Raw genomic sequence first — 13559 nt, forward strand, 5'->3', positions numbered from 1 at the left:
AATTGTGGCTGCTTAACGAGCTGCAATTATGAGTCCCAATCCTACAATGTAAAGTAGCAACATGGCATTCAGCATTCCGGTAACGCCTTTGGGAGCTCCTTTGAATTCCTTCCAAACAAAAATACCCCATAAAGCCGCGACTACAGTAGCTCCCTGACCTAATCCATATGAAATGGCCGGGCCGGCCTTATCAGATGCCAAAATACTAAACGACATCCCGATACACCAGATTACTCCACCAAGGACACCCATTAGATGACTCTTCCCGCTTCCTACAAAATAGTCCTTAAAACTTACCGCAGCACCTTCTACAGGTTTGCGCATAAGTATGGTGTTAAACAAAAAGTTGCTCGCCAGTATTCCCAAGGCAAAAAGAAAAACCGCTGTATACGGACTCAGTTTTCCGGCTATGGGCTGTGTGAAATCGGGAAACATTGAATTGGCCACGTATTTATAGAACAACCCCATTAATAAACCCGCCACAACAGCCAAGACCAAACCCTTTGTGGGTACTTTTTGCTGTTGCGCGGACAGCTTCCTATAGGCATTGGCATTTAACAAAATGGCAACCACAATTAAGGCGACGCCGCCAAAAAGAAAAGTAGAGTTTCCAATGGGCTGATCTAAATAATTTACAATAACACCGATGACCAAGGCCAAACCGATACCCACAGGAAACGCAACGGACATACCGGCCAACGCTATGGCCGCCACCAAAAGGATATTGGCCAGGTTAAAAAGAATGCCGCCCAAGACGGCGGACCAGAAATTTTCGGAGCTCCCCTGCGAAATATCCTCTAAAAAGGGCCTGCCCATTTCTCCCGTACTTCCCGCGGTTAAGGAAAAAAGCAAGGAAAACAAAACAATTCCAAAAACATAATCCCAATAGTAGAGTTCAAAGCGCCAACTGCTTGCTGCCAATTTTTGGGTATTGGCCCACGAACCCCAGGCGAACATGGTAATAATACAAAATAGTACAGCTATTTGATAGGTTTCTATAACGAACATAATCCTAAAATTGGTTGATTTCCTCTAATGTGGGTGCAGTGTCCTGTGCCCCCATTTTTGTGACGGCAAGTGCGGCCGCCTTACTGGCAAAGGCCATACTCTCCTTCCATCCCTTACCTTGGGCCAAACAAACGGTCAAAACCCCATTAAATACATCTCCGGCCGCGGTTGTATCTACAGCTTTTACTTTTGGGGCAGGAACAATAAAGTTTTCGGTTGCGTTCATAAAAAAAGAACCCTTGCTTCCCATGGTAACAATGACATTCTGCACTCCTTTTTCCAAAAAGGCGCTCCCAGCATTCTCAAGTGAAGCATCATCCGTTACCTCAATTCCGGTCAAAATCTTGGTTTCTGTTTCATTAGGGGTAATCAAAAAAAGCCCGTTTAAAACAGTATCGTCCAATACCTGCGCCGGAGCTGGATTAATAATAAGCTTTTGATTTTTTGCCTTGCAGTAACCCGCCAAAAAAGCAACGGTTTCGATGGGTATTTCTAGTTGGGTAAGAAAAATTTGGGCGCTGGAAATAGTTCCTATCTGTGCCTCAAGGTGTTTTGGGGAAAGCAGGGCATTGGTTCCGGAGGCAACCACAATTTCATTCTCTCCCTCTCCATTTACGGTAATCAATGCAACCCCCGAAGCTTCGTTTTCTACAATTTTCACACTGCCTGTATCTATCCCTTCCTTTACATATCCCTTAAGCGCATTTTGACCAAAAAGATCATCCCCCAAGCAACAAACAAAAATTACCTCACCTCCTGCTCGGGCCGCTGCCACGGCTTGGTTGGCTCCTTTACCTCCGGGAAACATAAAAAAATCACCTCCTAATATGGTCTCTCCCGGTTCGGGAAATCTCTCGGTCTTAACGACCATATCTGTATTGGAACTTCCAACAACTACAATTTTGGACATGGTTGATTCAATTTATTATCCGTTGACAAAGTAGGGATATCAAGGCATATAAACAAGGAGCTTTTTCTACCTTTGAAATTTCAATGAACGGGCATCAGATTCAAATACAAGATCAAAATTTTACGCTACATCCTTCCGGCACCTTATTTTGGCAAGACAGATCGGTTTTATTAATTAGTGATGCACATTTGGGAAAGGTGTCCCATTTCCGAAAGTTCGGTGCGGCGGTCCCCCAAAATGTAGTTCAAAAAAACTTTGAGTTAATGGATGAAGCTTTGGACTGTTTTAATCCCAAAACCATCTGTTTTTTGGGAGATCTTTTCCATTCGGCCTTAAACAAGGAATGGCATCTTTTTGAAAATTGGGTCGAAAAAAAGACCATTAAAATCATTCTTGTGGCCGGCAACCATGATATCATTTCCCCTCTAAAGTATGAGGGTCTGGGTATTGAAGTAGTCCCTGAGGTTCAATGGGATGATTTTCTGCTCACCCATCATCCGGAAGAACGAAACGGGTTCTTCAATTTTTCAGGTCATATACACCCTGCCATACGATTACGAGGTAGAGGAAGGCAATCCCTCAGGCTACCTTGTTTTTTTAAAAGTGAGCGGCAAATGATCCTACCGGCATTTGGGTTGTTTACAGGGACTTTTGTTTTGGAGCCCAAAAAAACCGATGAGGTATTTGCCATTGTGGAAGATGAAATTATGAAGCTATAATTCGTTTTTATTTGCTCGGGGACCATTGATTTACACATACTCTGAAATAGCTTGGCCAAAATTGTTTTTATAATTGGATTGTTTACCCCATAAATCTATCTTTGCACAAAGTTTTACGGTTGCTCAATACCCCGATTTCCGAAAGCTATGCACGGTCTCTGCAAGCCCAGAAACTGCGGGAGGCAATTGCCGTATCCCAAAATAAGTTCGCTCTTAAAGGCCTTACCGGGTCTTCGTTTTCTTTTGTCCTTTTCGATGCTTTCTCAAATTCCGAGCGGCCATTTTTACTGATTTTTAATGATAAGGAAGAAGCGGCCTACCACCTCAACGATTTGGAGCAACTCATCGGCGAAAAGGATGTGCTTTTCTATCCGGGAAGCTATCGAAGACCTTACCAAATTGAAGAAACGGACAATGCCAATGTGTTGCTGCGGGCAGAGGTACTTAACCGTATCAACTCCCGAAAAAAACCAGCAGTTATCGTTACCTATCCTGATGCCCTTTTTGAAAAAGTGGTCACTCGTAGGGAACTTGAAAAGAATACGCTCAAAATTAAAATTGACGATACACTTTCATTGGATTTCCTGAATGAAGTACTTTTTGAATACCGATTTAAGCGCGTTGATTTTGTAACGGAGCCCGGAGAATTTTCGGTACGGGGAGGTATTGTGGATGTTTTTTCATTTTCACATGACGAACCCTACCGTATCGAGTTTTTTGGGGACGAGGTAGACAGCATCCGCACCTTTGATGTTGAAACCCAGCTCTCAACGGATACAGCGAAGAAAATTAGTATTATTCCCAATGTAGCCAATAAATTCTTAGAGGAAAAGCGGGAAAGTTTCCTGAAATACATCTCACCGAAGACCATTATTTTTATTCAAAATAGCGATCTCCTGTTCAAGAGGCTGGACGATTTCTTTGGAAAGGCCAACGAAGCATTTGCCCAATTATCCCAAGAAATCAAGCATGCCACTCCTGAGGAACTTTTTGCAAACTCTGCACTATTCCAAAATCAGTTAAAAGATTTCGGTTTGATTCAAATGGGTGCTTCGACGGCGCCCAGCCTAACAAACGATAAAGCATCGCCCGCCGTCACAAAACAGGAGAGAACCATATCCTTTAATACTAGGCCACAGCCTGCCTTCAATAAAAAATTCAATTTGCTTATTGATGATCTCAATGCAAAGTATGAAAACGGCTATACCAATTATATATGCTGTGCCAGCGAACAACAGGCCCAACGCTTTCATGATATTTTTGAGGAGGTAGACCAACAAGTGAACTATCAGACCCTTGTATTCCCATTATACCAAGGATTTATAGATGATGATCTAAAAATAGTTTGCTATACCGATCACCAGATTTTTGAGCGATATCACAAATTCCACCTCAAAAATGGCTATGCCAAGAAGCAGGCCATTACCCTTAAAGAACTCAATAAGCTAGAAATTGGGGATTATGTTACGCATATAGACCACGGTATCGGAAAGTTCGGAGGACTTCAAAAAATTGACGTAGAAGGAAAAAAACAGGAAGCGATAAAACTGATGTACGGTGACCGCGATATCTTGTACGTTAGTATCCATTCACTCCATAAAATTTCAAAGTTCAATGGAAAGGACGGGGCCGTACCAAAAATCTACAAATTGGGGTCGGCGGCCTGGAAGAAGCTCAAACAGAAGACTAAATCGCGTGTCAAGAAAATTGCCTTTGACTTGATTAAAGTCTATGCAAAACGACGATTGGAAAAGGGTTTTCAATATGACCCCGATAGTTATCTCCAAACTGAGCTGGAAGCTTCTTTCATTTACGAGGACACCCCGGACCAGAGCACAGCTACGGAAGATGTAAAAAGAGACATGGAGAGCGAACGTCCCATGGATCGTCTTATCTGTGGGGATGTTGGTTTTGGCAAGACTGAGGTGGCCATTCGTGCCGCGTTCAAGGCCGTGGACAATGGCAAGCAGGTGGCTATACTGGTACCAACCACCATTTTGGCTTTTCAGCACCATCGCACTTTTACGGAACGGTTAAAGGAAATGCCCGTGACGGTGGATTATCTTAATCGTTTTAGGACCGCAAAGGAACGTAGGGAAACCTTGGAGAATCTGGAATCGGGAAAAGTGGACATTATTATCGGCACACATCAACTCGTTAACAAGAATGTAAAATTCAAAGATCTTGGATTGTTGATCGTGGATGAAGAGCAAAAATTTGGAGTATCTGTCAAGGACAAGCTAAAGTCCATTAAAGAAAATGTGGATGTACTAACGCTCACCGCTACCCCTATTCCACGTACGTTGCAATTTAGTTTAATGGCGGCCCGTGATCTCTCGGTCATCAATACACCCCCGCCCAACAGATACCCCATAGAGAGTCAGGTTATCCGATTCTCCGAGGAAACCATTCGCGATGCTATCACCTATGAGATACAACGCGGAGGGCAAGTATTCTTTATTCACAATCGGATAGAAAACATCAAGGAAGTGGCCGGTATGGTACAACGGCTGGTACCCGATGCCAAGGTGGGTATTGGTCATGGACAGATGGAAGGAAAAAAACTGGAGACCTTAATGCTCTCTTTCATCAATGGTGGGTTTGATGTTCTAGTTTCTACAACCATCGTAGAAAGTGGATTGGATGTAACCAATGCCAACACCATTTTTATCAACAACGCCAATAATTTTGGATTGAGTGATCTGCATCAGATGCGCGGTCGTGTAGGGCGAAGCAACAAAAAAGCTTTTTGTTATTTCATTACACCGCCCTATCACGCAATGACTCCCGATGCCCGCAAACGTATACAAGCACTGGAGCAGTTTACGGAATTGGGCAGCGGGTTCCATATCGCAATGAAAGATTTGGAAATTAGGGGTGCGGGAGATTTGTTGGGCGGAGAACAAAGTGGTTTTATCAACGAAATAGGTTTTGAGACCTACCAAAAAATATTGGCCGAGGCCATAGAAGAACTCAAGGAAAATGAGTTCAAGGAATTGTATGAAGAAGTTGAGGGCCACCACGAAAAGGTATTTGTAAAGGATACCCAAATCGATACTGATTTTCAATTGCTTTTTCCTGATGATTATGTGAACAATATTACGGAACGCCTAAACCTGTACACGGAACTCAATCAGGTAAAAGATGAAGAAGGCCTACAAAAATTCGAAACCCAACTAATAGACCGTTTTGGTCAACTGCCGGATACCGTGGCCGATCTTTTGAACTCCGTGCGGGTAAAATGGGTTGCGAGCCAAATTGGATTGGAAAAAGTGGTCATGAAAAAAGGTAAGCTCCTAGGATACTTTGTAGCCGATCAACAATCGGACTTTTATCAAAGTTCGGCCTTTACCAAAGTGCTTCATTTTGTGCAAAACCATCCACAGCAAGTTAAGCTCAAGGAAAAGCAAACCCGAAGCGGACTCCGACTATTGCTCGCATTTGAACAGATTGGTTCCGTTGATAGGGCGTTGGAGGCACTTCAACCTCTTGATCACAAATCAATAGTAGTTTCTTAAAGAGGTTTATGCTATATTAGGGGGCACTAAAAAAAATCCTCTAAAAAAGCACTCATGCAAACCAAAAAAAATACCTCCAGAAGATCATTTATCAAAAAAACCGCCTTGGCCTCCTCAATTTTTATTGTCCCCAGACATGTCCTTGGAGGTCCCGGTTATTTAGCCCCTAGCGACCGACTTAATTTAGCGGCTATTGGTGCCGGAGGAAAGGGCCGTAGCGATATTATGAATGCTTCGGTCAAAGGAAGGGAAAAAGTTGTCGCGCTGTGTGATGTGGATTTTTCCGGATCGGCCAAGAGCTCTGTCGAATCATTTCCCAAGGCCAAGTTGTACAATGATTATCGTGAAATGTTGGATAAGGAAAAAGGCATCGACGCCGTTACCATTTCAACTCCCGATCACGTGCATGGTCCGGCCGCAGCTTTTGCCATGGAGCGTGGAAAACATGTATATGTTCAAAAACCCTTGACGCATAATATCAGTGAGGCACGAAAGCTCACCCAAATGGCAAAGGACAAAAAAATCGTGAGCCAAATGGGAAATCAAGGTGGTTCCAACCCGCTGTTGGATATGGTACAGAAATGGGTGGATACCGATGCCGTTGGGCCCATTTCCAAAGTACAGGTATGGACCAATAGACCTGTATGGCCTCAAGGGTATGCTATGCCGGAACCCGATGAAAGTAAAAAACCCGAAGACCTCTATTGGGATTTATGGTTAGGACCCGCCCCTAATATACCCTTTACACCCAATTTACATCCATTCAATTGGCGCGGCTGGTGGGACTACGGTACCGGTGCCTTGGGAGATGTAGGCTGCCACTTGATCGATATTCCCTTTAGGACCTTGGGCCTCAAATATCCAACGGATGCAGAATGTAGTGTAAGTTCCGTGTACACCCAGATGTGGACGGCGGATTATCATCCTGAAGGCTGCCCTCCCTCGTCCTTTATTACCTTACATTTTGGTGCTACGGATAAGAGCAAATCTCCTATAGAAATGACTTGGAGCGATGGGGGCATTCGACCTTCACACCCAGATATCATTCCTGCCAATAACGATATTGGAGGGCCGGGAAGTCAAAACGGAGTATTGATGATCGGGGAAAAAGGGATTATTTCTACCAACATAAATGATAGTTCCCCACTTACCCCTAAACTATATCTTAATGATGGTACGACCGATTTTGGTCCCGAGGTTGAAAGTAGCGAAGAGCCAGAATATGGCCATCAGCGGTTATGGGTGGATGCCTGCAAAGCAGGTTTCGATAGCCCGGAACATAAAGGGTTGACCTCATCTTTCGATTATGCAGGACCCATGACCGAGACCGTATTAATGGGTAATTTGGCTATTCGTAGTTATATGCTTCGAAGGGAGAACAGCGATGGAAAAATGGATTTTTACGCCCGTAAAAAATTGTTGTGGGATGGGGAGAATATGCGAATAACAAACTTGGAAGAGGCCAATCAGTTTGTAGGTAGGACCTATAGGGAAGGTTGGGAGGTGTGATGCTCCCTATCCGATTTCTTACTCCGTACTATTTTGGTAAGATGTTTGATTTGGTTTGAGCATGCGAAAAATTATCCTTTTCTCCTTTTTGTTCCTGACCCTATCGGCAATGGCTAGGCATACCATATCCGGCACCTTTTCACCAGCGAACAATTATAGTTGGCTAATAGCCTATCATCTTAGTCCTGGCAAGCAATCCTATGTGGCGGATGGCGCTGTAAAGAACGGAAAATTCAGCTTAACACTTCCCGAAAATAGTGCTCCCGGAATCTACCGCTTGGTGTACGCCCTTCCCCAGGATGAATTTTATTTTGATATCATCTACAACGGAAAGGAAGATGTTCAATTGCATTTTGACGCCTCCAAAGGGGTCAACTTTTTAGTTTCCGAAGAAAATAAAATCTTCAACAAATATTTTAGGGAAATACAAAATCTAACAGGTGAAATTGTCCGGTCGTATTCCGAAGGAAAAACCGGTCAACCCGAATTCACGAAAGTGATAAAGGAATTAAAGGCAACTCAGATGGCTTATGAAAAGCGATCCAATGGTATGCTGATCCAACATTTTATAAAAGCTAATTCACCATACATCCCTCGAGAAAATGAATCCTTATTCGATTATGTCAAAAACAGAAAGGTGAACTATTTTAGCGCGCTTGATTTGAAAAATCCTATGCTACAGGCTTCTGGGTTCTTGATGGATAAAATTTCCAACTATGTTTTTACCGCCCTCCCGTTGCAACAGATGGATCCATTGGAAACGGAAAAGGCAATTCAGGAAAACATAAGTGAAGTCAGCAGGCAAATGGAAGGTACCCTGGCAGATTTCAAATTTCATGTCTTTCATAAACTTTGGAAACAGGCCTCGGCAAACGATTATAATGCCTTGTCAGACTTCATTTATGAAGGTTATCTAACCCCATTGGCAGAAGGGACCAACAATCAAAGTGTTATCGATCAAATCAAGATCTATAATCGTTTGCGCTTGGGCGCTATTGCTCCCGAAATTGAATGGGGAAAGGGTAATACACTTAAAAAGTTAAGCGATCTTAAAGGCTCTGAATATTATATGCTGGTCTTTTGGAGTAGTACCTGTGGGCATTGTCTCAGAGATCTACCAGGATTATATGAAGGATTAGAGCAGCGGTCAAATCTAAAAGTAGTTGCCATAGGGTTGGAAGATGATGACATCCGCTGGAAAATTGAATCAGCTAAATTTGAAAATTTCGAACACATTCTAGCCTTGGGCAAATGGGAAAATGAATACGCAAAATTGTATGATATAGCAAAAACCCCTACCTATTTCATTCTGGACAAGGGGAAACGGATAATTGCCACACTAGACGACAGCCAAGAAGTAATCAAATTTCTAGATAAGAATTAAAGTGCCTTTAAGTCTTTTATGGTCCTAAAGGCCACATCCACTTGATCGTCATCCACAAGAATGGTGAACTCATTGGTAGTCGAAATTACCTCATAGAGAACAATGCCCTCCCATGCCAAACGCTGAAAAATAAAATAGTAAATTCCAGGAACGGAGACGTTCTCAGCAGGAAGTTTTACCGTAATGGAAGAAAGGTTTTCCGCCTTTTGGGTACACTTTTCCGCTTTGAAAAGTCGCTCAACGATTTCATCCATACTGCTACTAATCACAATATTGATCTCGTTTACACCGCGAGAGGAAGTGTAAAAAATATCCTGATTGGCATTGATTTCGTCCAAAAGCTTGGCTTGTTGCACAAGGACGGTGTCCGAGGCCAGGAACGTATAATCGGTCAATGAGGAACGGACCGTAATCTCCCCGATATTTTTTAAAACCTTGATTATTTTATGGGTTGCCCTAAATTCCAGATCATCGGATAAACGCTTTAAGGCCATTACAATGGCTCCATTACGAATTTCCTTCCCCAATTCCTCCTCGATCTCCGGCTTCACAATACGGGATAGCGAAGTTAAATTGATGATACCCTGCGCCAGTGCGCTTTGTAAAAAAGGCTTTTTTTTGATGTACTGCTCTACAACGGAAGAAATTGTTTTCATCTTTGGTTCAGTTGAGGTACAAAAATAACATTTTGTTACAAATAAAACAAATTGTGCAGTAGATAATTTTGTGCGTAATTACGTATTCAAAAGTGATAAAAAGCATCCTTTATATGCTCAATCTTGAATATTTTGCTATTTTTTAGAATTGTTACCACATCAAATCGAACCTCTACATCAAGACCCTGTTCAGTTACATAATAATCTGCACCCATAACCAAAAGTCCGATTTTTTTCTTGGTAATGGTTTCCGCAATGGGAACAATTTGATCATTGCTTCTAGCGCGGACCTCTATGATTGCCAGGGTATTTCCTTTTTGCGCAATAATATCAATTTCGGATTTTAAATATCTGTAATTGCGATACTTGATATCATAACCTTTTGCCATCAAAAAATCCACTGCCATCTGCTCCCCCTCCTTTCCAAATTCATTGTGCTTCCCCATATAGATCTCCCTAAAATTGTACGAAAACAGTGCATTTCATCGAAAAAAACAACACTTCGTCGTTATTATTAACCGCAACATCGTAAATTGGCCCGCAGTACAACGAAAATAAAACGATTAAGATACTATCCAAAAAGTTTAAGCGTTAAGAATTAGCCCCTACGCACATGAACGTTCTTAAAGCCTAAAATCTATGGAATACTTCGTTAATTGTAATACCTCTACATTAGCGCCGTACACAACTCCTTTGGACAGGACAAAAGCGGCACATTTGTATAGAAGACTGGGGTTTAGCGCCTCGGTAGAGACTATTGACCTAGCGGTCAATCAAAATGCGGGAACGCTGGTTGACAATTTGATAAATCAGGCAGTAGCCATGCCCCCATCACCGGCCCCAGCCTGGGCGGATTGGAACAATAGTAATTATCCCGCCGATGATGATCAAGCAAGACAGGTTCGTCGAGCACAGTTGGAAGAATGGCGCTTGACATATACCAATGCCCTTTTGGACAATAATCTAAGGGATAGGATGAGCTTCTTTTGGAGTAACCACTTTGTTACCGAGATCGATGTATATGACTGTAATTCATTCCTTTATTACTACATTAATTGTCTCCAACGAAATTCATTAGGGAACTTCCGGACCTTCGTAAGCGAAATAGGACTGACCGATGCCATGCTCTACTATTTGGATGGCGTATATAATAACGGCAACAATCCTAACGAAAACTATGCCCGTGAACTGTACGAACTTTTCACTTTGGGCGAAGGAAACGGTTACACCGAAGAAGACATCATTGAAACGGCCAAGGCTCTTTCCGGTTATGTGGAAAGAGGCGAAATAGGCTGTTCTCCGGTAGCCTATGATGCTACCCGACATGATACTGGTAGTAAAACCATTCTGGGACAGACTGGAAATTGGGGATATGATGATGTAATCAATATTCTTTTCCAACAACGTCCGAACGAGATTGCGGAGTTCATCTGTAGAAAACTTTACGAATTCTTTGTACATCCAGATTCCAAGGATGATACCGGAAATGCGCAGGTCATTATTGACGGAATGGCAAATACGTTCATTGCAAACGATTTTGAAATAGCTCCGGTTCTATCTCAATTGTTCAGAAGTCAACACTTTTTTGATGACAACGCTATCGGCGTTATTATCAAGAGTCCCTATGACATGTATCTGAATACATTAAAAGAGACTAGTTTCGCTTACACGGACAACACCTTGAGCGAGATCAACAACTACACCCGCCTGTTAGGGCAAGAACTGTTTGACCCCTTTGACGTGGCTGGTTGGCAAAGAGATCGTTCATGGATCAATACCAATTTCATAATAGGTCGCTGGCTAACCATAGAGACCATTCTTGAAACGTTCTATCAGAATAATAATGAGCAGTTCAGGGCGTTTGGCCTCTCCCTAACCGGAAATGACGGATTAACAAGCAATAATCCTGATATTATCGCTAGACCTATCATTGACTTTGTCCTTCCGAAAGGATTGTTGGATGAAGGTGAGTACGAAAAGGCATTCGCCGCATTTAGAAGCGATATAGACCCCACTTATTACGAAGGTGGGAATGATGAAACTTGGACGCTGGCCACATGGATGACAGCACCGTTTCAAGTATACCTATTATTACAATATTTGGCAAGACAACCCGAGTTTCAACTAAAATAAAACCTACGACTATGTGCAATATCAACAATACTCCTTATAAAGGTCTTCAACATGAGGGCCATGACTTAGAACACAAGGCCTGGAGCAGACGTTCCTTTCTCCAAGCTTTAGGAATCGCTGGTTCCGGTTCCATGATGCTGGGAAGCAACATGCTAACGGCATCGGCACCCTCTCCATTGACTGCAGCTATTGCAGCTGCGGAAACGGACAATATTTTAATTTTAATAAGATTGTCCGGTGGAAATGATGGTTTAAGTACCGTAATTCCGATCGAGCAATATGATAGTTATGCCAATGCCAGGCCCAACATCTATATTCCGGAAAGTAAAGTATTAAAGTTAACGGACGAATTTGGCGTTCCCTCCTACATGCAGGCCGTTGAGCCTATGTGGGGCGATGGGCAATTTAAGGCCGTACATGGCGTGGGCTATCAAAACCAAAGTTTGTCCCACTTCACGGGATCGGATATTTATGCCAATACGGATTTAACAACCACCGGTTTTTCCGGATTAGATACTGGCTGGATGGGAAGACACTTTGAGAACCTCTATCCAGATTATCTGATTAATCCACCAGCATCACCGGCGGCCATACAAATAGGTCAGTTCGGGAACTTGGTTTTCCAAGGCGAAGAAACCAATTACGCTTTTGTAACCTCAAATATCGACCAGTTAGAGGAAATTGCGGAATCTGGAGTGGTCTATGGATTGGATGACGCCCTTTTTGGTGATTGTATGTATGGTGACCAATTGAAATTCCTTAGGGGAGTTGCGAATACTACCTATGAATATGCAGGTCTTATCCATGAAGCCTATGAGCGTGGGCAAAACCAGGTGGAATATCAGGACAATGGTTTTGCAAGACAATTGGCATTATTGGCCCGTTTGATCAAAGGTAACTTAGGAACCAAGGTATATATGATTTCCATGGGTGGTTTTGACACCCACGGCAATCAACCGTTGGCCCATGAACGATTGATGACAAATCTTTCTGTGGCTATCGATAATTTCTACGATGACATTGCTTTTACACAACAAGATGACAAGGTACTGAGTATGACCTTTTCAGAATTCGGGCGACGAATTTTTGAAAATGGCTCCAATGGTACAGATCATGGTAAAGCGGCACCAACATTGTTTTTCGGATCGGGATTGAACGGAAGTGCGTTCGTTGGGGAACACCCAACCTTGGACAATCCGGATGGTAGGGGTAATTTGGAATATACCATGGACTTTAGGGATCTATATGCCACTGTTTTGGCCGAATGGCTCTGCGTGGACATTCCTTTGGTAGAACAACATTTATTGGATCACCCTTATGCTCCGGTCAATTTAGGCTTTAATTGTAGCGGTGTTGAATTCCCCGATATTGTTTACAGTGATGGGGAACCTACCTTGCCCACACAACCGGAACCAACGGATCCGAACCCGGATTTGTTGAACGCTGTGGTCCATAAACCATTTTATCCCACGGATAATGCTCCCCATATTTATTTGGAGATGCCTTTCACAGCTCATGTGGATATTCAGTTGTACAACATCCTTGGCCAGAATGTGGGCACGATCTACAATGAAATGATGACCGAGGGATCGGCGGAAATTAATATTAGGGAACGAATGCCCGAACATTTATCAACAGGAAAATACATTTATCGTATTCAGATCCAGGATAAAAAAATGAGCAAATCGGTAATGGTTGCTTAACACGCCCCACACTTTGCAA

10 protein-coding genes are annotated in these 13559 nt (G+C 42.8%); 6 read left to right on the forward strand and 4 right to left on the reverse strand.

The annotated features are described in order from the left end of the window. Nucleotides 1-12: 12 nt before the first annotated feature. Both D7Z94_RS00360 and rbsK read right to left on the reverse strand, forming a co-directional pair. Complete coding sequence (locus D7Z94_RS00360) at nt 13-1008, reverse strand: GRP family sugar transporter (RefSeq protein ID WP_120709536.1); 996 nt, start codon at nt 1006-1008, stop codon at nt 13-15. A gap of 4 nt (nt 1009-1012) precedes the next feature. Then, nucleotides 1013-1918 (reverse strand): ribokinase, encoded by a 906-nt coding sequence (gene rbsK, locus D7Z94_RS00365; RefSeq protein ID WP_120709537.1) that lies wholly within the window; start codon nt 1916-1918, stop codon nt 1013-1015. An 83-nt stretch (nt 1919-2001) separates the two neighbouring features. Here rbsK and pdeM point away from each other — a divergent pair, with 83 nt between their 5' ends. The 4 genes from pdeM to D7Z94_RS00385 all read left to right on the forward strand — a co-directional run bounded on the left by pdeM (nt 2002) and on the right by D7Z94_RS00385 (nt 9048). After that, a complete protein-coding gene (gene pdeM / locus D7Z94_RS00370; protein WP_120709538.1) occupies nt 2002-2637 on the forward strand; it encodes a ligase-associated DNA damage response endonuclease PdeM in 636 nt (211 codons plus the stop codon). A gap of 101 nt (nt 2638-2738) precedes the next feature. Continuing rightward, nucleotides 2739-6155, forward strand: coding sequence for a transcription-repair coupling factor (gene mfd, locus D7Z94_RS00375; protein ID WP_394347387.1), 3417 nt, complete (start codon nt 2739-2741; stop codon nt 6153-6155). Between the two features lie 54 nt (nt 6156-6209). Then, a complete protein-coding gene (locus tag D7Z94_RS00380) occupies nt 6210-7664 on the forward strand; it encodes a Gfo/Idh/MocA family protein (RefSeq protein ID WP_120709540.1) in 1455 nt (484 codons plus the stop codon). Between the two features lie 61 nt (nt 7665-7725). Further along, a complete protein-coding gene (locus D7Z94_RS00385; protein WP_120709541.1) occupies nt 7726-9048 on the forward strand; it encodes a TlpA family protein disulfide reductase in 1323 nt (440 codons plus the stop codon). Here the strand turns inward: D7Z94_RS00385 and D7Z94_RS00390 are convergent. Both D7Z94_RS00390 and D7Z94_RS00395 read right to left on the reverse strand, forming a co-directional pair. After that, nucleotides 9045-9704 carry an aspartate kinase gene (locus tag D7Z94_RS00390; protein ID WP_120709542.1) on the reverse strand — a complete coding sequence of 220 codons (660 nt, stop codon included), beginning with the start codon at nt 9702-9704 and terminating at the stop codon, nt 9045-9047. The genes D7Z94_RS00385 and D7Z94_RS00390 overlap by 4 nt on opposite strands. An 86-nt stretch (nt 9705-9790) precedes the next feature. Beyond that, nucleotides 9791-10150 (reverse strand): YraN family protein, encoded by a 360-nt coding sequence (locus D7Z94_RS00395; protein ID WP_120709543.1) that lies wholly within the window; start codon nt 10148-10150, stop codon nt 9791-9793. A 193-nt stretch (nt 10151-10343) separates the two neighbouring features. Between D7Z94_RS00395 and D7Z94_RS00400 the strand changes: the two genes are divergently transcribed. Together D7Z94_RS00400 and D7Z94_RS00405 are read left to right on the forward strand one after the other, a co-directional pair. Continuing rightward, entirely contained in the window at nt 10344-11837 is a 1494-nt protein-coding gene (locus tag D7Z94_RS00400) for a DUF1800 domain-containing protein (RefSeq protein ID WP_120709544.1), read from the forward strand. A gap of 11 nt (nt 11838-11848) precedes the next feature. Then, entirely contained in the window at nt 11849-13540 is a 1692-nt protein-coding gene (locus D7Z94_RS00405; RefSeq protein WP_120709545.1) for a DUF1501 domain-containing protein, read from the forward strand. Nucleotides 13541-13559: the final 19 nt, after the last annotated feature.

Source organism: Ulvibacterium marinum (assembly GCF_003626755.1).
GTDB lineage: Bacteria > Bacteroidota > Bacteroidia > Flavobacteriales > Flavobacteriaceae > Ulvibacterium > Ulvibacterium marinum.